A 21,017-nucleotide genomic window follows, 5' to 3' on the forward strand; every position below is an offset into this window, starting at 1 on the left:
ATGGGCAGCGAGAACGCGATGTTCGAGCGCGACGGCGAGATCCATATCGGCCTCACCTACATGACGGGCACGCTGGTGAAGATGGGCCAGCGCATCGCGGCCGCCTGCTTCGGCGGGGACCGGCTGGGCTGGCTGCCTTATGCGCTGCTGTGGACGGGGCTGGCGCTGGGGGCCTGCGCGGGCGCCGCCATCTATCCGCTGCTCGGCCTCCACGCCCTGTGGATTGCGGCGGGCGTGTCCGCGATCCTCGCGATCATCACCCTTGCCGTGCGACGGGAGACCCGCGCCGCATAGGCGGACTTCGAGGCCGGGGCGTCCGTCCTGAGGAGTGTCCGGCCCCTCAACATAAGACATGCTCTCCCCTTCGTCGTTCCCGCGAAGGCGGGAATCCATTGTGTCGGGGCTCAATCGAGCCAACCGCCTCCACGGACCAGCGGCGCTTACCTACGCCTCCCACCCTCGCAGGATTGACGAGCGGAAGGCTGGCCAAACGTCCACTTCCTCGACTTTCCGGCCGTTGCGCCCCGGCGACGCTTGAAAATCCGAACTATCCGCACACGGCGAGTTTGCGGACGCTTCGCCTAGCGTTCGCGCCGCAGTGCGAACAACCAGCCAATGAGGACCACGGCAACGAAGCAGCCCGCGACCGTCGAGATTATGGCCAGCTTGTCAGGTCGCCTTTCCGCAAGTCCTCGCAGGACGATAGCTCCGGCGAAGAGGATACCGCCTCTCTTGAGCCAAACAGAACGTGATGACATTTTCGACGCGTCGCAGCCGGGTAGGGCCTCGTCAAGGCGAACCTCCACCAACCCCAACTTTTCGGTCGTTACCGCAGCTGCGGCGACGCTGGAAAAAATCTGGGCCGTCGGGACATCGCGACATAGCGGACGCAATGCCTTCATGCGAGGGTCGGTCGATGGAAAGCTCCAACGATCACACGAAGTTCGACCGCCTTTATCTGAAGGGCCTCGGAATCCGTTACGATCGGCAGCGCGGACTGTGGATGCCCATCATGTGGCATTTGGCTTTACGAAGGCACACAGGCGCCATGATCGAGTTGGCGGACTGGTTTTCAGCAGGGGACAGCTTGCAGTCCTTTGGTCCGGCCGCCGATGGTTTCAGTGCTGCGGGACTTTACCGACGCGCTTACAGAGCAGGCGATGCCCGCGCTGCTTCGAACGCCGCGATGAGCTGCTTCAATCGCCGTGACATGATGGGCTATCGCAACAGGCTTCGGCGCGCGGCACGGGCAGGCGACACCGATGCAGCCACGCAGCTTCGCTCTTTCGAGACGCGTCTTTGGCATGGAGCTGCCAGGAAAATTGGTCGCGCCAGACCCAAGCAGAAGCGCGACGAATTAGCCTAGCTTATGTCCGCTATCCCCCGACTATGCGGCCCTTCTCTCTATCAGCAGTTCCCGTGCGGCGATTATCAAATATCCCGATAAGCGCCGCGCAGGCTGTCGAGCGAGGGGCCGTGGGTGAGATCGAGGTGTAGCGGCGTCACGGATATGAAGCCGTCGGCGATCGCCTCCAGGTCGGTGTCGTGCTTGGGGGTCGGCACCGCGCCGCCCAGCCCGAACCAGTAATAATTATAGCCGCGCGGATCGGTGCCCTTGACGATGCGCAGCCGCCCATAATCGCGGATGCCCTGGCCGACGACGCGCACGCCGCGGACCTGATCGGCGGGCACGGCCGGGAAGTTGATGTTCACAAGCGTTCCCGGCGTCCACGGCCCGTCCAGCAGCGGCGCGAGCACGCGGGCGCCCCAGGCTTCGGCGGCGGAGAAGGGAACGGCATCGCCCATCGCCTCGCGGGCATAGACCTGGCTGAGCGCGACCGACCGGAAACCAGCCAGCGCGCCTTCCATCGCGGCCGAGACGGTGCCCGAATAGGTCACGTCCTCGCCCAGATTGGCGCCGCGATTGACGCCGGAGAGGACGAGATCGGGCGGATTGTCCTTCATGATCTCGGCCACCGCCATCATCACCGCATCGGTCGGCGTGCCGGTGACGGAGAAGCGGCGCTCGCCATGCTTGCGCAGCCGCACCGGCCGGGTGAGGGTGAGCGAATGGCCCGCGCCGGACATCTCCTCGGCCGGGGCGACGATGGTGATGTCGTCGGAAATGGTCCGCGCGATCGCCTCCAGCACCGCGAGGCCGGGGGCGTGGATGCCGTCGTCGTTGGTCAGCAGGATACGCATCAGGCCGGCACCAGCCGGTCGATCCCGCCCATATAGGGGCGGAGCTTTTCGGGAATGCGGACCGATCCGTCGGCCTCCTGGTAATTTTCCAGGATGGCGACGAGGGTGCGGCCCACTGCCAGCCCCGATCCGTTGAGCGTGTGGAGGAAGCGCGTGCCCTTGGTGTCGCCGCCGGGGCGGTAGCGTGCGTTCATCCGCCGCGCCTGGAAATCGCCGCAGTTGGAAACGCTGCTGATTTCCCGATAGCGGCCCTGGCCCGGCAGCCAGACCTCCAGATCATAGGTCTTGCGCGCGGTGAAGCCCATGTCGCCGGCGCAAAGCAGCATGCGGCGATAGGGCAGGCCGAGCTGCTCGAGAATCATCTCGGCCGCATCCACCATCCGCTCATGCTCCGCCTCGGATTGCTCCGGTGTGCAGATGGCGACCATCTCGACCTTGTCGAACTGGTGCTGGCGGATCATGCCGCGCGTGTCGCGGCCGGCGGCGCCCGCTTCCGACCGGAAGCAGGGGGTGAGCGCGGTGTAGCGCAGCGGCAGCGCGGCCTCGTCCACGATCTGCTCGCGCACCAGGTTGGTCAGGCTGATCTCGGCCGTGGAGATCAGCCAGCGGCCGTCGGTCGTCTGGAACAGGTCCTCGCGGAACTTGGGCAGCTGGCCGGTGCCGAAAGCGGCCTCGTCGCGCACCAGCAGCGGGGGCGCGACCTCCATATAGCCGTTGCCCAGGGTCTGCACGTCCAGCATGAACTGGCCGATCGCGCGGTTCAGCCGGGCGATGCCGCCCTTCAGCACGGCGAAACGCGCGCCGGCGATGGCGGCGGCGCTCTCGAAATCGAGGCCCAGCGCCGGGCCGATATCGGCATGTTCCTTCGGCTCGAAATCGAACGCCGGCGGCTCGCCCCAGCGGCCGACCTCGACATTGCCGTCCTCGTCGGCGCCCTCGGGCACCTCGTCGGCGGGCAGGTTGGGTAGCGCCGCCAGCAGCGTATCCAGCGCGGTGCCGGCCTGCTGCTCCTCGCCTTCCAGCGCGGGCATGCGTTCCTTGAGCGTCGCGACCTCGGCCATCAGCGCCGTGGCGGTGGCCTCGTCCTTCCGGGCCTTCGCCTGGCCGATCGCCTTCGATGCCTCGTTGCGGCGGGTCTGCATGCCCTGCAGCNCGGTGGCGNGCGCGCGGCGCTTCTCGTCGAGGGCGATGATCTCGGCCGCATGCGGCTCCACGCCCCGTCGCGCGAGGCCGGCATCGAAGGTGGCGGGGTTTTCCCGGATGGCGCGTATGTCGTGCATGGCCGGGCTATGGCCAAGCCGCGCGGCCCGCGCAAGCCTGCGCGATCCTCGCCCGCGCAACTCCGTCATGCCTCATGCGTTGCGGTGCTGTTCCGATAGCGGGAAGGAGGCAAAGCATGATCCTGCCCTATAACAGCGTGGTCCTCGTCGCCGATGGCCGCAAGATGCTGCTGCTGCGCAACATGGGCGATGCCCAATATCCCCAGCTCGAGGTGATGAACGCCGCCCAGCAGCCGGTGCGTTACGACCGCGACATGAAGCGCGACGCCCCCGGCCGGGCCTTCGCCAGCGTCGGCGGATCGCGCAGTGCGATGGAGGAGACCGATTTCCAGCAGCAGGAGGAGGATCGCTTCGCCGCCGATGCCGCCGCCATGCTAGAACGGATGGCGATGGAAGGCGAATATGATCGGCTGATAGTTGTGGCGCCGCCCCGCACGCTTGGCGAACTGCGCAAGCATTATCACCGCGAAGTCACCGATCGGCTGAAGGGCGAGATCGCCAAGGACCTGACCGGTCATCCCGTGGGTGCGATCAGCCGCATCATTGCCGAGATGGATTGATCCACCGGGGCGATCCGTCGCCTTTTGGTCTCAATTCATCGCCTTGGCATGGCCTGATGGCCGGCTTCTCGCGTTTTCTCATCGGGATTTTGATCGCTAGGAGACGATTCTGATGAGATTGAAGATGGCTTTTGCGGTTTCCGCCCTTGCGCTCGCCACGGCGCCGGCACTGGCCCAGACGGCCGCCCCGGCGGCGAGCGCATCGGCCAAGGTCGCCGTCGGCTCCACCGTCTATGACACGTCGGGCGGCACCGTCGGCACGATCGAGTCGGTGAATGGCGATCTTGCCGTTCTGGCGACGGAAAAGAGCAAGGTTTCCATTCCGGTCGCCTCGTTCGGTGAGGGCGCCAATGGCCCGGTCCTGGCCCTGACACGCGACCAGATCGACGCCCAGGCCGGCGCCGCCAACGCGCAGGCCGCGCAGGAGGCCGAAGCGAAGAAGGCGTCGCAGCTCGTGGCCGGCGCCACGGTGAAGGACCCGTCCGGCGGCACTGTCGGCACCATNAAGTCGGTCGATGCGCAATATGCCCTGGTCGACACCAGCAAGGTGCAGGTCCGCCTGCCCCTGACCGCCTTCGCGGCGGGCGAGGACGGCCCGGTGATCGGCATGACGAAGGATCAGCTCGACGCGCAGGCCGGCGCCAACACGCCGAGCGGCGGCGGCCGCTAAGGCGGCGCCTGCCGGAAGAGACAGGCGAAAGAACGGGGAAAGCCGTGTCCAGCCGAAAGGCCGGGCGCGGCTTTCCGCTGTTTCGGCTGGCCGGTGGCAATCGGGCGGCGATCGATCCGGGAACGCGCCGGGATTAATCGGCATAGTTGCGGGATCGATCGTTGTTTCATCGAAATGTCGCTGATTCCGGCGCTTGTGCCCGGTTCGGCGGGCCGGTATAGCGCCCCGGCAAATAGCCCACCGCGGCCAACGCGGGTGGTAGCGGAGAACGTGATGGCGACGGCGCTCAATTCGACTCCCGGTTCCAACGGTGCTCATCAGGACGATATCATCGACGCGGATTATCGCCCGTCTCCCGACGAAGAGTTCATGAACCCGCGGCAGATGGCCTATTTCCGCCGCAAGCTGATCGATTGGAAGGAGTCGATCCTGCGCGAGGCCCAGGGCACGCTGGCCCAGTTGCAGACCGACTCGCTGCGCGAACCCGACATCACCGACCGCGCCTCCAGCGAGACCGACTGGTCGATCGAGCTGCGTACCCGCGATCGCCAGCGCAAGCTGATCTCCAAGATCGAAGCCGCGCTGCGCCGGATCGAGGAAGGCGAATATGGCTATTGCGAAGTGACGGGGGAACCGATCTCGCTGGCCCGCCTGGAAGCCCGCCCGATCGCGACGATGACCGTCGAGGCGCAGGAACGGCACGAGCGGCAGGAAAAGATCTCCCGCGACGAATAATACGCTACCGCACCGTTAACCGTTTCTGGATGATTTGCTGCTTTTTTGTCCCCATGGCGCGCTGCGGTTCAAGTGCGCGATCTATAAGAAAATATGGGGCCGGTCGTGAAGGATAGCACCGTCTCGGATGACGAGATCGGGGATGTCGCGGACGCAGGAAATGGCGGTCGCGCGCCCCGCGACAGTATGTTTTTGCAGGCGATGGCGACCTTTTCGGATCGCGGCGATTCGGTGCAGCTGCGCGTCCGCAATCTTTCCGAAGGCGGGCTGATGGCCGATTGCCTTCGCGATTGCCGTTCCGGGGATCGACTCATCGTGGAACTGAGGGGCGTCGGGCCGGTGGCGGGCCGAATCGCCTGGTGCGCGCAGGGCCGCGTGGGCGTCGCCTTCGACGCGCCGATCGATCCCCATCTCGCTCGCAAGCCGATCGCCGGGCCAAAACCGCAGACGATGACGATCGCCGATCTGGAACGCATGCGCCGTCCGGGCTTCCGCACGGGGCGCTAGCGCCGCCGGAGCGGATCGATCTGCATGGCGGGGGAAGGGCGGGCCGGGCGCGGCGCCGGCTTGGAAATTTCGTCCCTCCAGACCTAGCCGTGAGGGGCAGGCGGGTCGATTCGACTTTGGGATGGAGCGGAAGGAGGCCGCTGTCGCTGCCCGTTCCTGGGCAGCGACCCGGTGCGGCGGCGCTCAGACCTGGCGGAGCGCTTCCTTGATTTTCAGCTTCTGTTTCTTGAGGTTGGCGATCAGGATGCCGTCGGGTGCCGGCCGGTTGTTCTCGGCGGCGATGCGGGCGTCGAGGCCGGCATGCTTGGCGATCAGTGCAGACGAATGGGCGTTGTCCATGAAGGATCCTCCTTTCGTTTCCCACTATGGGGAGAGGGAGTAAATCACCGATCGGCCCGCTTGTAATCCACCTATTCGCATGGTTGCGATATTTGCCATCGGGCATGCGATGGATGGGCGGGGCGGGATGTGCTTGAGCGCCGGCCCGATCGCCGATATCGCTGGCATGGCACGGAATTTCCGGCAGGGAGCGCGCGGGATGGAAGATATCGGCATCGGCCGGCGAATCGAGATTCTGCGGGAAGAACATCGCGATCTCGACATCGCAATCGAGGCGATGGGCGATGCGCCGGCCGCCGACCAGCTTGCCCTGGCGCGACTCAAGAAGCGCAAGCTCCGCCTCAGGGACGAGATCGCGCTGCTGGAGGACCAGCTCATCCCCGACATCATCGCCTGAAAGCGATCGGGACAGCAAAAGGGCCGGCGGATGGGTGATCCGCCGGCCCCTTTTTCATGCCACGATATCTGCGTCAGGCGGCGTCGCGCTGCTCGGTGATCGCTTCCGGCACCGGCGCGACGGCATGGCCGATCTCGATCCGGCGCGGCTTCTTGTGCTCGGGCACCTCGCGGACCAGGTCGATGTTCAGCAGGCCGTTCTCATAGCCCGCGCCCGTCACCTTGATGGTGTCGGCAAGCTGGAAGCGGCGCTCGAAGGCGCGCTTGGCGATGCCGCGATGGAGGAATTCCCGCGTGCCGTTTTCCTGCGCTTCGCCCGCGCGGCCGACCACGATCAGGACATTCTCCTGAACGGTGAGGTCAAGCTCGTCGCGGCTGAAGCCGGCAACGGCCATCGAAATGCGATAGGCGCCGTCGCCCAGCTTTTCGATATTATAGGGGGGGTAGGCGTCCCCTTCGCCGCGCGTCGCGAAATCGACGAGGCGGTTGAGGTTCTCGAAACCGATCGAGGACCGGAGGAGGGGGGCGAAATCCACTGCACGCATTGTCTCAATCCTTTCTGGCATTGAGGATGGAACAGGCCCGCGGAAACCCGCCGGGCCGTAGCGTCATCGTCCCATCAGGCGACGATGCGCCACGATCGAGATAGGCAGCCGGCAGCAGGCTTCAAGGGGCGGGATGTGCATCGAAATCTTGCCGGATCGCGCGGCTCCGTCGGCTGGAGCCGGCGGGCGCGGACGGGCCTTGCGGGACAGGGCAAAGCCGGCATTCACCCTCTTTCCGGGCTGCGCCGCCGCCGCTTTCGTGGCATCATGCGGAGATGCAGGGTGATGGGCACTTGGATGTGGACGGCCGCATGGCCGCCCGGCTGGTCGACAGCCTCTATCTCGAGGCCATGGTGCTCGCCGACGAGGTGCGGGCCTATTTCGACGAGCCCGGCCGGGCCGAGCGGGATGCGCTGTCGCCGCTGGCGCGCGTCAGCTTCTCCTGCGAATCGCTCAAGGTGACGACGCGGCTGATGCACGTGATTGCCTGGCTGCTGGTGCGCAAGGCGGTCGAGGCGGGCGAACTGACGCCCGAGCAGGCGCGCGAGCCGGGCCGGCGGCTGGGCGGCGCGCATGACAGCGATCCGCAGGTGGTCGCCGATCTTCCGCCGACGGCGCGCCACCTGATCGCCGCCAGCCGGGACCTTTACGATCGCGTCGACCGGCTAGATCGCGACATGGGCGGTTTCCGCGCCGTCCCCAGTCCGGCCCGCAGCCTCGTGGAGCGCCTGCAGCAGGCATTCTAGGCGCTGGGCAAGGCAGATGCCGCGACCTTATCCGTAATTCCCGAGAAAGCGGAATGACGGTGGGGCGCCCTGTCGCGGCGGCGCCCCGTGGCCCGCGTTCAGCCGCGCGCGGTGAGCGCGGTTTCGGCTTCGGTGACGAGCGCGGCGATGATGTCGGTCGCCGGTTCCTCCCTGGTCACCATGCCCACCGACTGGCCGGCCATCAGCGATCCGTTCTCCACATCGCCGTCGATCACCGCGCGGCGGAGCGCGCCTGCCCAATAATGCTCGATCTGCAACTGGGCCTCGGCCATCTCCACCCGGCCTTCGTCCAGCGCCTGCGCCACTTCGCGCTGCTTTGCCGTGAACAGCTCGGTGGAGGCGTTCTTCAGCGCGCGCACCGGGATCACTGGCAGGCGCGGGTCGATCTGGACGCTGGCCACCGCCTCGCGGGCGGAAGCGCGGATGAACGCCTTCTTGAAATTGGGATGCGCAATCGATTCCACCGCGCAGACGAAGCGGGTGCCGAGCTGCACGCCGGCCGCGCCCATTTCCAGATAAGCGGCGATCGCCTCGCCCCGGCCGATGCCGCCGGCGACGAACACGGGCAGCTTGTCCGCCACCTCGGGCAGGATTTCCTGCGCAAGGACGGAGGTGGAGACCGGGCCGATATGGCCGCCGGCTTCCATCCCCTCGATCACCAGCGCGTCCACGCCGGAACGGATCAGCTTCTTGGCCAGCGCCAGCGCGGGCGCGAAGCAGAGCACCTTTGCGCCCGATGCCTTGATCCGTTCGATCGCGCCGCCCGGCGGAAGGCCGCCGGCCAGCACGACATGGCCGACCTGATGGCGCGCGCAAACCTCGATCAATTCATCAAGATCGGGGTGCATCGTTATGAGATTGACGCCGAAAGGCTTGTCCGTAAGCCCCTTGGTGCCCGCAATCTCGGCATCCAGCAGTGCCGGCGTCATCGCCCCGCAGGCGATCACGCCGAAGCCGCCGGCATTGGAGATCGCCGCGACGAGATGGCGTTCGGACACCCACGACATGGCGCCGGCCATGATCGCATGGCGCGTGCCGAGGAATTCCGCCCCGCGCGCCATCAGCGCGTCGAGGCGCGGGCTGGAAAGGCTCACGCGTCCACCGTCTCTTCCTCGGCGTCCAGGCCGTAGGCGGTGTGCAGCACGCGAACGGCCAGCTCGGTATAATCGTCCTCGATCAGCACGCTGACCTTGATTTCGGAGGTGGTGATCGCCTGGATGTTGATACCGCGATCGGCTAGCGCCTTGAACATCGTCGCGGCCACGCCCGCATGGCTGCGCATGCCGACGCCGACCACCGAAACCTTGCAGACGTTGGTGGCGTGGAGGACGCGTTCGAAGCCGATGGTCGGCCGCGCCTTTTCCAGCACGTCCAGCGCGCGGGCCAACTCCGCCTTGGGGACGGTGAAGGTCACGTCCGTGCTGCCCGTTTCATGGGCGATGTTCTGGACGATCATGTCCACGTTGATGCTGGCATCGGCCAGCGGCGTGAAGATGGTGGCGACGGCGCCCGGCCGGTCCGGCACGGCGACCAGCGTCACCTTGGCTTCGTTCTTGTCGTGGGCGATGCCCGTGATGAGCTGACGTTCCATGCTTCCCTCTTCGATCTCGTCGTCGCCTACGATCAGCGTGCCGCGATGGCCGTCATCGTCGCGGCTGTCGTCGAAGGACGAAAGCACGCGCACGCGCACCTTCTCCTTCATCGCCAGGCCTACCGACCGGGTCTGCAGCACCTTGGCGCCAACGCTGGCCAGTTCCAGCATCTCCTCATAGGTGACGCGGCTGAGCTTGCGGGCCCTGGGCACGATGCGCGGGTCCGTGGTGTAGACGCCGTCCACGTCGGTATAGATGTCGCAGCGATCCGCCTTCATCGCGGCGGCGACCGCCACGGCCGACGTATCCGAACCGCCCCGGCCCAGCGTCGTCACCCGATCGCCATCGGCCATGCCCTGGAAACCGGGGATCACCGCGACCTCGCCCGCCGCCAGCGACGCATCCAGCGCGGCGGTATCGATCGCAGCGATGCGGGCGGAGGCATGCGCGTCCGACGTGCGGATCGGCAGCTGCCAGCCCAGCCAGCTCCGCGCGTTCACGCCGATGGATTGCAGCACGATGGCGAGCAGGCCGCTCGTCACCTGCTCGCCCGATGCGACCACCACGTCATATTCGCGCGGGTCGTAAAGGGGCGATGCCTCGCGGCAGAAATTGACGAGGCGATCGGTTTCGCCCGCCATGGCCGAAACCACGACGGCCACCTGGTTGCCGGCGTCCACCTCGTGCTTCACGCGATTGGCGACATTGCGGATCCGTTCGATGCCGGCCATCGAGGTGCCGCCGAACTTCATGACGATACGGGCCATGGGCAGGTCTTCTAGCTCTATCAGGAACCGGCTTGGCGCGCGGTGTGCCGGCCTGATAGGGAGGAGGCGCCATGAACGCAAGCACGCCCGATACGATCGATCCCGCCGAAGCCGCCCATTTCGGCGCGATGGCGGCGGACTGGTGGAACCCCAAGGGATCGTCGGCGATGCTGCACCGGCTCAATCCGGTGCGGCTGCGCTACATCCGCGGCGCCGTGGACGGGCACTGGCACGGCGACCCCGCCGGGCTGAAGCCGCTGGCCGGCCGGCGGGTGCTGGATGTCGGCTGCGGGGCGGGGCTGCTGGCCGAGCCGCTGGCGCGGCTGGGCGCCAGCGTCACCGCGATCGACGCCGCGCCGGAGAATATCGCCGTCGCCCGCGCCCATGCCGAAGGGCAGGGCCTCGCCATCGACTATCGCGTCGGCGGCGTGGAGGAGATGGACGAGGTGGACGCCTTCGATCTCGTCACCTCGCTGGAGGTGATCGAGCATGTCGCCGATCCCGCCGCTTTCGTCGCGGAACTGGCGCGGCGGCTGGCGCCGGGCGGGCTGATGGTGCTTTCCACGCCCAACCGGACGCCGATGTCGCGCCTCGCGCTCATCGCCGTGGGCGAAAGCGTGGGCGGCATCCCGAAGGGCACACATGACTGGCACAAATTCCTCACGCCCGAGGAACTGGCCGGGCTGGTCGAGGCGGCGGGGCTAAGGGTGGCAGACGTGACCGGCCTGTCCTTCGGGCCGGGCCGGGGCTTCCACCTCTCGGACAACAAGGCGATGGATTATCTGCTGACGGCCGTGCCCGCGGCGGCAGCGGAATAGGATCAGCGGCTGGCGGCCTTCCTGCCGGCCTTGGCCTTTTCCTCCAGGAAATGCAGGATCGCGTCCGCGCTGCGGGCCGAGGCGCCGGTGGGGTCGCCACCGATCGAATCGGACAATATCTGGCACTGGCGGGCGGCATAGAGGGGATGGCGCTCCGCCGCCGCATCGATCGCCGGCAGCACATCGGCCACGCTGGAAACCACGTCCCCCAGCGTCCAGAACAGATAGTCGGGATTGTCCGGCCAGTCGGCATCGTGCGCGTTCAGGAACACGCAGGGGCGCGGCCGGTTGAGGAATTCATAGACCTGGCTGCTCACGTCGCCGAGATAGATGTCCGCGCCGGCCGTATAGGTCATGTCGACGAGCCGTTCGGAGCTGAGATCGACGATGATCTTGCCGGGCACGGCCATCGCCTCGATCGGCGCGGTCACGCGGGCGGGGGCATGATCGAACAGCCGGATATGCGGCGCCACCACCAGATTGTAGCGATCCTGCGCGGCGAAGGCGCGGATGATCGCCTTGCCGAACCTGTCCCAGGACGACAGCGACGATCGGAAATGCGGTGCATAGAGCACCGTCGGCCGGCCGTTGTCGAACAGCGGCGGGCGATGCGCCGCCAGCCGCTGCATGAAATCCATCTTCACATAGCCGGTGACGGCATAGGCGCCGGGGCGGATGGTGCCCAGCTCCAGCATGCGCCGCTCGCTTTTCTCGCCCGCTACCAGGGCGAAATCGAACAGCCGGTCCCGCTTGTCATAGGTGATGGCGCGATCGCCTGCGCCGTGCGGCGTGAAGATCAGCTTCGTGCGGGACCCCAGGAAATGCCGGATCATGGTGGTGGTCCGTTCCGGCACCACGATCGCATCGAAGCCGCGAAGATAGGGCAGGGCGGCGATCAGCCGGGTAATGCGCTGCTGCCCACGCAGCACGCCCCATTTGTGCAGGGCATCGGCCGGGCCGGGAAGATCGAGATAGCGGATCGTGGGGGTGAAGCCGGGAAAGCAATTCAGCACGTCGCGCACCAGCGCATCATTTTCCGGGCCGGCGATCGCTATCTCGATATCCAGATCGGGATAGCGTGCCGCCATCTCGCCCGCGATCGGCAAGGCATGGAAAACATGGTGCTTTTCGCCCACGAACAGGAACAGGATACGCATCGGAGCCCGTGACCGTCCTCCGCTGATCGCGCGGATATGCATCGGTCGCCGGGCGGCGGTGCCCATGGGCGGCGTCGCGGCCGCGGCGGAGCGGTGCTTAGAAATCGACCTTGTCATAATGATCGGGCGGGCTGACGATTTCCATGCGTTCCGACAAAAGCGGGCGGAAGCTAGGCCGCGATTTCAGCGCGGCATACCATTCCTTGGTGCGGTCATGCCCGCGCCAGTCGATTCCGCCCAGATAGTCCGCGACGGACAGGTGGGCGGCTGCGGTGAGATCCGCGAGGCTCAGCACCGGCCCGCCGATCCAGCGGCGATGATCGAGCAGGTAATCGACATAATCGAGGTGGCTGTTGGCCGCCTTCATCGCCTCGCGCAGGGCCTTGGCATCCGGCGTCATGCGGTGGACGATCCGCTTCAGCATGCGTTCGTGCATCAGCGGCGCCACCACCTCGGCATACATGCGCTCGTCGAACCAGGTGACGAGCCGGCGGATTTCCGCGCGGTTGGCGGCGGTGCCCGGCAGCATCGACGCCTTGTCGATCGTCTCCTCGAAATATTCGCAGATCGTGGAGGAATCGATCAGCACCGTGCCGGCGGCGCTGTCCGCCATCACCGGCGTCTGCCCGGCGGGGTTCATGTCCAGGAACTCGTCCCGCTGCACCCAGGGCGATTCGCGGACGAGCTCATAGCCCACGCCCTTTTCACCGAGCAGCAGGCGCACCTTGCGCGAGAAGGGACAGAGCGGGAATTGATACAATTGCCACATGACTGGCCCTTGTTAGGCACGGGATTGCGCGGGCGGAAGGGGGCGTGCGGGCCACAACGTAAATATTCGTTCACTGGAATCCGCGAACCGGCCGGAAAGGCGAAGGGCCGGGGGGCGGGCGATCCGCTCTCCGGCCCTTGCCAGGGACATGCGGTTCAGGCCGCCAGCGACAGCGGGCTGGCGATCTCGTCCGGCGCGCCGGGGCGCATCCGCTTGCGGAAGGACTTGGGCGTCTCGCCGCAGGCGCGGCGGAACGCGACCGAGAAGCTGCTGGAACAGGTGAAGCCCAGCTTGAAGGCGATATCCTTGATGAGCAGATCGGTATCCGCCAGCATGTTGGCCGCGCGGTTGAAGCGCACCTGCTCGACATAATCGTAGATCGTCTGGCCGGTGGTCTGCTTGAAGGCACGGCTCAGGTGGCGGCGGCTGAGGCCGGTCAGCTTGGCAAGATCGCTCAACGACGGCGTGCCGTTCTGCGTCTCGACATATTCGATGATCTGGCGGTGGGTGCGCCGCGCCAGCCCGCCGCGCTGGATCGTGGAGCGCGGCTGCAGATCGTTCACATAACGCGCGATTTCCACCATCAGCGAGGTGCCGAGCGCTTCGGCCAGCACGCGCGAGGCGAAGCCCGGCGCCTCCGCCTCGCCGGCAAGGCGGGCGAGCGTGTCGGTGATGCGCGGGCTCTTCACGTCGAGGCAGCCGACCATCTCATTGGGATGGACCAGCTCGTCCAGCCCGGTGATGCGGGCATAGGCATCCTGGTTGAAGATGCAGCGCACCGCCTGGGTCGGCCCGCCTTCGGCGCGCACCTCCAGCGGCACGTTGGCGGGAAGCACGAGCACCCGGCCGATATCCTCGAAGCGCTTTTCCGCGCCCTCGATCAGGTAGCGGCCGGTGGAGAAGGCCTGCTTGCGCTGGCGCTGCATCGCGATCGCATGATGCGGTTCGCAATGCGTATATTCCACCGGCGTCGGGTGGATCGCGCTCACGATCTGGATCGTGCAGTTCGGGGCAACGATGGCGGCATCCACATGGATGGTGGACGATTGGGTGGCTTGCTGGGCTGCGATCACGTTCGTCATGCCTTTCCCTTTTTCCATCTCCGGTTCGCATTTTATTGTTTTTGACCTTCGACGGCCTTGCTATGCGTTCGAGGAACCATAGCATCGCTGCGCATATGATGCCTAGGGGGAAGATTCAGGGGGCGTTTTGCGTCCGTGGAGCGTGAATTTGGCCCGATTTTGGAAGGACGGGCTTCTCCTGGGCGGCGGGACGTGGTGGAACTGTGATCAACGATTGCGTCGCCGCGCATGATGCGCACGACCGGATAAAAGGGTGAGGCGGATGATGGAGGGCAAGATCACGACCGGCTGGGATCATGAGACGGACGTGCTGGTCGTGGGATCGGGGGCGGGCGCGCTGACGGCGGCGATCGTGGCGGCGGACAACCATGCCGACGTGCTGGTGATCGAGAAGGGCGAGCTGTTCGGCGGCACCAGCGCCACGTCCGGCGGCGTGCTGTGGATTCCCAACAGCCACCTCGCCAAGGCGGCGGGCCAGCAGGATTCGCGGGAAGAGGCGATCGAATATATCTCCGCGCTCGCGGGCGACGTCGATCCCAAGCGGATCGAGGCCTTCGTCGATATGGCGCCGGCGATGCTGCAATATGTCGAGCGCGAGGCGAACGTCCTCTACAACTCGATTCCCTATACCGATTATCATGCGGAACTGCCGGGCGGGAAGCTCGGCTGGCGCAGCCACGATCCGGTGCCGCTGGACGGGCGGCTGCTGGGCGACGATCTGCGCTGGATGCGGCCGACCCACGCCTCCGCGATGCTGTTCGGCAAGATATCGTGGACGGCGGCCGAAGCCGCGCCGATGATCACGCGCTGGCCGGGCTGGTTCAAGAGCCTGCTCAAGGTGCTCTGGCGCTATTATTCCGATATCGGCCAGCGGCTCAAATCGGATCGCGCGCGCTTCCTCACCGGCGGCAATGCGCTGGTCGCGCGGCTGAAGCTGGCGCTGGACAAGCGCCATGTGCCGCTCTGGCGCAAGGCGCCGTTCGCGGACCTGATCGTCGAGGACGGCAAGGTCGTCGGCGCCACGGTGGTGAAGGACGGCCGTGTCCAGCGCATCCGCGCCCGCAAGGGCGTGATCCTGGCCGCCGGCGGGTTCGAACGGAATGCCGAGCTGCGCGGCGCCAACCTCCGCCGCTCGCCCGATCCCGATGTCAGTGGCGGCCAGCCGGACAATACCGGCGATACGCTGCTTGCGGCCGAACGGGCCGGTGCTGCGGTCGAGCGGCTCGATTCGGCCTGGTGGGCGCCGACGATCAAGGTGCCGGGCGAGGATCGCGCCCGGCCGCTTTTTTTCGAACGGTCGCTGCCCGGATCGATCATCGTCAACCAGGCCGGCAAGCGGTTCACCAATGAAGCGGCCTCCTACCACATCGTCGGCAAGGAGATGTTCGAGAAGAATTTGCCCGGCGCCGAGACCACGCCCGCTTATGTGATCTTCGACGCCACCTTCCGCAGCAAATATCCGATGGGGCCGGTGATGCCGGTCTTCCCGGATTTCACCATGCGCGGCGAGGTGAAGCAGATCGTGACCAAGGCGAACAGCATCGCCGAACTCGCGGAGAAACTGGGCCTGCCCGCGGACGCACTGGTGGCGACGGTGGAGCGCTTCAACGAGAATTCCCGGCGCGGCGAGGACCCGGATTTCGGGCGCGGCCATCAGCCCTATGATCGCTATTATGGCGATCCCAAGGTGCAGCCCAATCCCAACCTGCTGCCGCTGGAAAAGGCGCCTTTCTATGCGCTGCCGGTCAATCCCGGCGACATCGGCACCAATGGCGGCCTGGTGACGGACAGCCACGGCGCGGTGCTGGACAAGCAGGGCAAGCGCATCCCGGGCCTCTACGCCATCGGCAATACCGCGGCCTCGGTGATGGGCCGTTCCTATCCTGGCGCCGGCGCCACGATCGGCCCGGCGATGACCTTCGGCTATGCCGCCGCGCGCGACCTTACGGGCGCGAACCAGCCGGTCGGCTGATCGGTGGAAGCGGGGAGGGGATCGCCTCCTCCCCGCAATCCGCTTTTCGGCGATGTTCCGGTTCAATCAGAGCCGGAGCATCTCCGAAAAGCTTCTTATCCGACGTGATTTCCGGGCCGGCAGATGGGATCATCCGCCTGGAAATCCCTTCAGCCCCGGAACTTGGCGTCCAGCTCCGCCTTGGCGGCGACATATTCGGCCTTGAAGCGGGCGATCATGTCGGCGGCCGGCTCCACCGCGTGGATGGTGCCGATGCCCTGGCCGCAACCCCAGATGTCGCGCCAGGCCTTGGCGGTGATCGTCGCGCCGAAATCCATCGACTTGATGTCGCCCTTGGGCAGATTGTCCGGGTCCAGCCCCGCCGCGACGATCGATCCGCGCAGATAATTGCCGTGCACGCCGGTGAAGAGATCGGAATAGACGATGTCCGTCGCATGGCCTTCGACGATCGCCTGCTTGTAGGCGTCGGTCGCGGTGCCTTCCTTCGTGGCGATGAAGGCCGATCCGATATAAGCGAGGTCCGCGCCCATCGCCTGCGCCGCCAGGATCGCGCGGCCGGAGGCGATGGCGCCCGACAGGATCAGCGGGCCGGCGAACCATTCCCGAATCTCCTGGATCAACGCGAAGGGGGAGAGCCGCCCGGCATGGCCGCCGGCGCCCGCCGCCACCGCGATCAGCCCGTCCGCGCCCTTTTCGATCGCCTTGCGGGCGAAGCGATCGTCGATGATGTCGTGCAGCGTGATGCCACCCCAGCCGTGCACCGCGTGGTTCAGATCCTCGCGCGCGCCCAGCGAGGTGATGACGATCGGCACCTTCCATTTGGCGCAGGTGGCGACATCCTCCTCCAGCCGCGCGTTGGACTTGTGGACGATCTGGTTCACCGCAAACGGGGCGGACGGGCTTTCGGGATGATCCCGGTCCCAGGCGGCCAGTTCCTCGGTGATGCGGTGCAGCCATTCGTCCAGCTCGCTCTGCGGGCGGGCGTTCAGCGCGGGGAAAGAACCCACGATCCCCGCCTTGCACTGCGCGATCACCAGATCGACGCCGGAGACGATGAACATGGGCGAAGCGATGGCCGGCAGCGAAAGCCGGTCGAAGATGGCTGGCAGGGTCATGCCCCGTTTCTTAGCGCAACCAAAATGAGCGTCCAGTGCGAGAATGGCCCCAATTCCGGTGCCGTCCCGCCCGCGAATGGCTCTGCCGGCGGCGCCCGTCCGGCAACGGCAAGCCGTGCCGTAGCGTCTCGGGCGTCGAGATGCCCCCGCGCGGGCGGGACGGGATTTTTTCGCTTGGTCCTCAGTTGCCGGCGGTGGCGGGCTTGCCCTGATCCAGCGAGGCGGCGGTCTGGCCGAAGAGGATGCGGCGCTGCTCCTCGCTCTGGACGCCCGGCGTCGTGCGGAATTGTTCGCCGATCGCATAGGCGCGCACCGTCGCCGGCCGCGCGGCGATCGCCTCGAACCAGCGCTTCAGGTGCGGGAAATCGTTGAGGTCCTGCCCCTGATTCTCGTGCGGCACGATCCAGGGATAGGCGGCCATGTCGGCGATCGAATAATCGCCGGCCACGAATTCCCGATCCGCCAGCCGCTTGTTCAGCACGCCGTAGAGCCGGTTGGTCTCGTTGACGTAGCGATCGATGGCATAAGGCAGCTTTTCCGGCGCATAGACGCGGAAATGATGGTTCTGGCCGGCCATCGGCCCCAGCCCGCCCATCTGCCAGAACAGCCATTGCAGCACCTCCGCCCGGCCGCGAATGTCGGCCGGGATGAAGCGGCCGTGCTTTTCGGCGAGGTAGAGCAGGATCGCGCCCGATTCGAACAGCGAGATGGGCGCGCCGCCGTCGGCCGGGGCCTGGTCCACGATCGCCGGCATGCGGTTGTTGGGCGCGATCTTCAGATATTCGGGGTCGAACTGCTCGCCCTTGCCGATGTTCACCGGCACGATGCGATAGGGAATGCCCGTTTCCTCGAGGAAAAGGGTGATCTTGTGGCCATTCGGCGTGGGCCAGTAATGCAGGTCGATCATCGCAGCGCTCCCAGAAGGTGTCGGCCGGGTATCAGGGAGCCGGCCCGCCTCCGCAATTAATCCTTTCGTATGGCGGAGAAGCGGAAGTCCACCGCGACAGGCCCGGCGATGCGATCGGTCGCCTCCCATTCGCCCGTGCCGATGCCGAAATCGCCGCGCGTGATCGTGCCCTTGCCGGCCACATCGGCGCGATCGCCCTTGATCGCGAGCGTGAAATCCACGGTCATCGGCCGCTTCACGTCCTTGATGGTCAGGCTGCCCTGCGCGCGATAGCGGCCCGGCCCGGCCGACGTCACCCGCGTGGCGCGGAAGGTGGCGGCGGCATGGGCGCCGGTATCGAAGAAGGCGTCGCCGCGCAGCGTCTCGTCGCGCGAGGAATCCTCGGTATCGGCGGACGCCATGTCGATCCGCACGCGGATGTCCGACTTGTCGAGCGCGTCCGCGTCGAAGCGGATATCCGCGTCCCAGCGGGCGAAGCGCCCCTCGATCGGGGTGCCGGTGAAGCTGGCGGTGAAGCCCAGCCGGCCGCCGGGCTGGACGGCCCAGCGCGGCGCTTCCGCCTTGGCTTCCTCGGCCGGGGCGGCGGCGACGCTGGCATTGTCTCCGGCGGTGACGGCGTTATCGGCGGCTTCGGCCGGCGCGGTTTCTATGGCGCCATTCGCCTCCGCCGCATCGTCCCCCGCCGTCTCGCCGGCGGGGGTTTCGGCGGCAGCCGGGGCGGGCGGCGGCACATTGCCCCGCGTCGATCCGATCGTGCCGGGCAGCAGGAAGGCGCCGCCCACCAGCGCGAGCGCCGCAACATAAGCGAGGGCGCCGCCACCGGGCGACAGCCGCTCCGGTCCGGCAGGCAGCATCCGTTCGATCAGCGGCTGGCGCAGCAGCCATTGGTGGCGGAGCGCGCCGGCGACGTGCAGCACGAACAATGCGATGCCGATCCAGGCCAGCGCCGAATGGGCCGCCTCGCTGAATTCGTGGACCGGGCCGCGCAGCGCGCCGTGCAGGCCGGGAATGTGCGGCCAGGGAATGGTGTTGAACAGCAGGGTCGGCACCTGGATGCGCGATGTGGATACCAGCAGCCATCCGGTGATCGGTCCGCCGATCATGAAGGCGTAGAGGCCGAAATGCACGAGGCCGGCGGCCCGCTTCGCCCACGGGCTGTCCGGTTCCGCCGCCGGCCGGGGCTTCCACCAGCGCACCGCCACGCGGATCAGGCTGAGCAGCAGGATCGTGATGCCGATCGACTTGTGGAGCTGGAAGGCGGTGAACTGGCCGGTGGCGGCGGTCAGATTCCCCATTCGCCAGCCGAGGCCGATCTGGAAGGCGAGGGCCGCGGCGATAAGCCAGTGGAGCGTGATCGCGATGCGCGAATAGCGGTCTGGTTCCATAGGCACAGGGCTAACCCGTTATTTCGCTTGTGTCGACGGTCACAGCCGCATGTCCTGACGGCCTGTTAACCCTGATTACGGTTAGACATTCGGGGCGGATTGCGTCGCACGGGTGGGCGTGCCGGGATTTTTGTGGGATTGATATCGATCATGTCCGGACCGGACCCCTTCGCCGACATCGTGCCGCCCAACCGGAGCGAGGCGATGTTCAATGGAGCGTTCCATTCGGCGGTGATCGGCATGGCGCTGGTCGGCCTCGATGGGCGGCTGATCCGGGTCAATCCCTCTTTCGCGGACATGCTCGGCTATCCCGCCGGCGAGCTGGAGGGCCAGCGCTTCCAGGCCGTCACCCATCCCGATGATCTGGCCGCCGATACGGAACAGTTCGAGGCGGTGCTGCGTGGCGATATCGATCATTACCGGCTGGAAAAGCGCTATCTGCGCAAGGATGGGAAAGTGGCGCACGGCATGCTGAGCGTATCGGTGGTGCGCGACGCGGGCGGCCATGCGGAGCTGTTCGTCTCGCAGATCGAGGATATCGGCGCGCGCAAGCTCGCCGAACGGGCGGCGCGGGAGGAGGCCGAGCGGCTGGCGCTGGCGTTCGAGGTGATGGAGGGTGGCCCCTGGCAATATGACATCGCCGGCGGCGTTTTCACCATGTCCTCCTATCTCACCCGCTTCGTCTGCGGCGACGGCCATGGCGGGATCGATGCCGATGACTTTCAGGCCCGCATCCATCCGGACGATCGCCCGGCGGCCAGCTTCATGGCGCTGCTGGCCAATGAGACGGACCGGGCCGTCGCCCATTTCCGCATCCGCGTGCATGACGACGAATATCGCTGGGTTCGATCCACCGCGAAGCTGCTGCGCGACGGCGCCGGCCAGCCGGAAAGCATCGTCGGCATCACCATCGACATCAACGAGGAGCGCAGCCGCCAGGCGCGCCTGCAGATGGAAGCGGAAAGCGATCCGCTCACCGGCCTGCTCAACCGTCGCGGCTTCGATCGGCGGGCTGCGGCCGGCTGGGGCGGGCTGGTGCTGATCGACCTCGATCATTTCAAGGCGGTCAACGACGGCCACGGCCATGCCGTCGGCGATGCCGTGCTGTGCGAGGCCGCCCGGCGGATACGCGCCACCGTCCGCGCCGGGGATATCGTCGCCCGGCTGGGCGGGGATGAGTTCGCCGTCCTCCTCGTCGAGGACGAAGGAGGCGATCATGCGGCCCTTGCCGAACGCCTGCTGGCCGCGCTGCAGGCGCCCTATCTGGTGGATGGCGCGCGGATTGCAGCCAGCGCCAGCATCGGCGTCGCCCCGCGCAACTATGGCGGGGAAGCCGCCGCCGGCCTCCTCGTCCGTGCGGACGCCGCGCTCTACGAGGCGAAGCGCGGCGGCCGGGCGGGCTGGCGCATCGCGGCCTGATGCCCGATCGCCGGAACGGCCGAGGCAGCTTGC

Annotated in this window: 22 protein-coding genes; 10 read left to right on the plus strand and 12 right to left on the minus strand. The window is 66.8% G+C overall.

Annotated elements, in window-relative coordinates; translation table 11 throughout:
* On the plus strand, positions 1 to 294 hold a 294-nt coding region (locus BHE75_RS08545), incomplete at its 5' end, for a DUF1275 family protein (protein WP_139181678.1).
* Between the two features lie 622 nt (positions 295 to 916).
* A complete protein-coding gene (locus BHE75_RS24005; RefSeq protein ID WP_139181679.1) occupies positions 917 to 1,366 on the plus strand; it encodes a hypothetical protein in 450 nt (149 codons plus the stop codon).
* Positions 1,367 to 1,431: 65 nt separating this feature from the next.
* Here BHE75_RS24005 and surE read toward each other — a convergent pair whose 3' ends face one another.
* Together surE and serS are read right to left on the minus strand one after the other, a co-directional pair.
* Positions 1,432 to 2,202, minus strand: coding sequence for a 5'/3'-nucleotidase SurE (gene surE / locus BHE75_RS08555; protein ID WP_015460184.1), 771 nt, complete (start codon positions 2,200 to 2,202; stop codon positions 1,432 to 1,434).
* Positions 2,202 to 3,482, minus strand: a complete 1,281-nt coding sequence (gene serS, locus BHE75_RS08560) for a serine--tRNA ligase (RefSeq protein ID WP_070933618.1) — start codon at positions 3,480 to 3,482, stop codon at positions 2,202 to 2,204. Before serS ends, surE begins: the two co-directional genes overlap by 1 nt.
* A 116-nt stretch (positions 3,483 to 3,598) precedes the next feature.
* On the opposite strand from serS, the gene BHE75_RS08565 reads away from it, so the two are divergent.
* The 3 genes from BHE75_RS08565 to BHE75_RS08580 all read left to right on the plus strand — a co-directional run bounded on the left by BHE75_RS08565 (position 3,599) and on the right by BHE75_RS08580 (position 5,954).
* Entirely contained in the window at positions 3,599 to 4,042 is a 444-nt protein-coding gene (locus BHE75_RS08565; RefSeq protein WP_015460186.1) for a host attachment family protein, read from the plus strand.
* 943 nt (positions 4,043 to 4,985) lie between these two features.
* Entirely contained in the window at positions 4,986 to 5,447 is a 462-nt protein-coding gene (dksA, locus tag BHE75_RS08575; protein WP_015460188.1) for an RNA polymerase-binding protein DksA, read from the plus strand.
* Positions 5,448 to 5,552: 105 nt separating this feature from the next.
* Positions 5,553 to 5,954, plus strand: a complete 402-nt coding sequence (locus BHE75_RS08580) for a PilZ domain-containing protein (protein WP_236626813.1) — start codon at positions 5,553 to 5,555, stop codon at positions 5,952 to 5,954.
* Between the two features lie 183 nt (positions 5,955 to 6,137).
* Here BHE75_RS08580 and BHE75_RS23155 read toward each other — a convergent pair whose 3' ends face one another.
* Complete coding sequence (locus BHE75_RS23155) at positions 6,138 to 6,293, minus strand: YdcH family protein (protein ID WP_015460190.1); 156 nt, start codon at positions 6,291 to 6,293, stop codon at positions 6,138 to 6,140.
* A gap of 199 nt (positions 6,294 to 6,492) precedes the next feature.
* Between BHE75_RS23155 and BHE75_RS08585 the strand changes: the two genes are divergently transcribed.
* The gene (locus BHE75_RS08585) at positions 6,493 to 6,690 is read left to right on the plus strand and encodes a YdcH family protein (RefSeq protein ID WP_015460191.1); all 198 of its coding nucleotides are present in this window, start codon (positions 6,493 to 6,495) and stop codon (positions 6,688 to 6,690) included.
* Between the two features lie 73 nt (positions 6,691 to 6,763).
* Here the strand turns inward: BHE75_RS08585 and BHE75_RS08590 are convergent, their stop codons facing one another.
* Positions 6,764 to 7,234, minus strand: coding sequence for an Hsp20 family protein (locus BHE75_RS08590; protein ID WP_070933620.1), 471 nt, complete (start codon positions 7,232 to 7,234; stop codon positions 6,764 to 6,766).
* A gap of 293 nt (positions 7,235 to 7,527) precedes the next feature.
* Between BHE75_RS08590 and BHE75_RS08595 the strand changes: the two genes are divergently transcribed.
* Complete coding sequence (locus tag BHE75_RS08595; protein WP_015460193.1) at positions 7,528 to 7,980, plus strand: DUF1465 family protein; 453 nt, start codon at positions 7,528 to 7,530, stop codon at positions 7,978 to 7,980.
* Between the two features lie 98 nt (positions 7,981 to 8,078).
* Here BHE75_RS08595 and BHE75_RS08600 read toward each other — a convergent pair whose 3' ends face one another.
* The gene (locus tag BHE75_RS08600; protein ID WP_070933621.1) at positions 8,079 to 9,062 is read right to left on the minus strand and encodes an NAD(P)H-dependent flavin oxidoreductase; all 984 of its coding nucleotides are present in this window, start codon (positions 9,060 to 9,062) and stop codon (positions 8,079 to 8,081) included.
* 29 nt (positions 9,063 to 9,091) lie between these two features.
* Positions 9,092 to 10,360: an aspartate kinase gene (locus BHE75_RS08605; protein WP_015460195.1), complete on the minus strand. Its 1,269-nt coding sequence runs from the start codon at positions 10,358 to 10,360 to the stop codon at positions 9,092 to 9,094.
* A gap of 71 nt (positions 10,361 to 10,431) precedes the next feature.
* Between BHE75_RS08605 and ubiG the strand changes: the two genes are divergently transcribed.
* The gene (ubiG, locus tag BHE75_RS08610; RefSeq protein ID WP_070933622.1) at positions 10,432 to 11,178 is read left to right on the plus strand and encodes a bifunctional 2-polyprenyl-6-hydroxyphenol methylase/3-demethylubiquinol 3-O-methyltransferase UbiG; all 747 of its coding nucleotides are present in this window, start codon (positions 10,432 to 10,434) and stop codon (positions 11,176 to 11,178) included.
* A gap of 2 nt (positions 11,179 to 11,180) precedes the next feature.
* Here the strand turns inward: ubiG and BHE75_RS08615 are convergent, their stop codons facing one another.
* From BHE75_RS08615 to BHE75_RS08625, 3 genes are all read right to left on the minus strand, one after another.
* Complete coding sequence (locus BHE75_RS08615; protein ID WP_015460197.1) at positions 11,181 to 12,335, minus strand: hypothetical protein; 1,155 nt, start codon at positions 12,333 to 12,335, stop codon at positions 11,181 to 11,183.
* Positions 12,336 to 12,432: 97 nt separating this feature from the next.
* Complete coding sequence (locus BHE75_RS08620; RefSeq protein WP_015460198.1) at positions 12,433 to 13,104, minus strand: glutathione S-transferase family protein; 672 nt, start codon at positions 13,102 to 13,104, stop codon at positions 12,433 to 12,435.
* 155 nt (positions 13,105 to 13,259) lie between these two features.
* A complete protein-coding gene (locus BHE75_RS08625) occupies positions 13,260 to 14,186 on the minus strand; it encodes an AraC family transcriptional regulator (RefSeq protein ID WP_236626814.1) in 927 nt (308 codons plus the stop codon).
* A 262-nt stretch (positions 14,187 to 14,448) separates the two neighbouring features.
* On the opposite strand from BHE75_RS08625, the gene BHE75_RS08630 reads away from it, so the two are divergent.
* A complete protein-coding gene (locus BHE75_RS08630) occupies positions 14,449 to 16,158 on the plus strand; it encodes an FAD-dependent oxidoreductase (RefSeq protein ID WP_070933623.1) in 1,710 nt (569 codons plus the stop codon).
* A 149-nt stretch (positions 16,159 to 16,307) separates the two neighbouring features.
* Here BHE75_RS08630 and BHE75_RS08635 read toward each other — a convergent pair whose 3' ends face one another.
* From BHE75_RS08635 to BHE75_RS08645, 3 genes are all read right to left on the minus strand, one after another.
* Positions 16,308 to 17,273 carry an NAD(P)H-dependent flavin oxidoreductase gene (locus tag BHE75_RS08635; protein ID WP_070933624.1) on the minus strand — a complete coding sequence of 322 codons (966 nt, stop codon included), beginning with the start codon at positions 17,271 to 17,273 and terminating at the stop codon, positions 16,308 to 16,310.
* A 181-nt stretch (positions 17,274 to 17,454) separates the two neighbouring features.
* Complete coding sequence (locus tag BHE75_RS08640) at positions 17,455 to 18,180, minus strand: glutathione S-transferase N-terminal domain-containing protein (protein ID WP_015460202.1); 726 nt, start codon at positions 18,178 to 18,180, stop codon at positions 17,455 to 17,457.
* A gap of 56 nt (positions 18,181 to 18,236) precedes the next feature.
* On the minus strand, positions 18,237 to 19,565 hold the full coding sequence (locus BHE75_RS08645) for a YceI family protein (RefSeq protein ID WP_070933625.1): 1,329 nt from the start codon (positions 19,563 to 19,565) through the stop codon (positions 18,237 to 18,239).
* Between the two features lie 150 nt (positions 19,566 to 19,715).
* Here BHE75_RS08645 and BHE75_RS08650 point away from each other — a divergent pair, with 150 nt between their 5' ends.
* Positions 19,716 to 20,984: a diguanylate cyclase gene (locus tag BHE75_RS08650; RefSeq protein WP_254684401.1), complete on the plus strand. Its 1,269-nt coding sequence runs from the start codon at positions 19,716 to 19,718 to the stop codon at positions 20,982 to 20,984.
* Positions 20,985 to 21,017 lie beyond the last annotated feature (33 nt).

The organism is Edaphosphingomonas haloaromaticamans, from assembly GCF_001853345.1.
GTDB lineage: Bacteria > Pseudomonadota > Alphaproteobacteria > Sphingomonadales > Sphingomonadaceae > Sphingomonas_E > Sphingomonas_E fennica.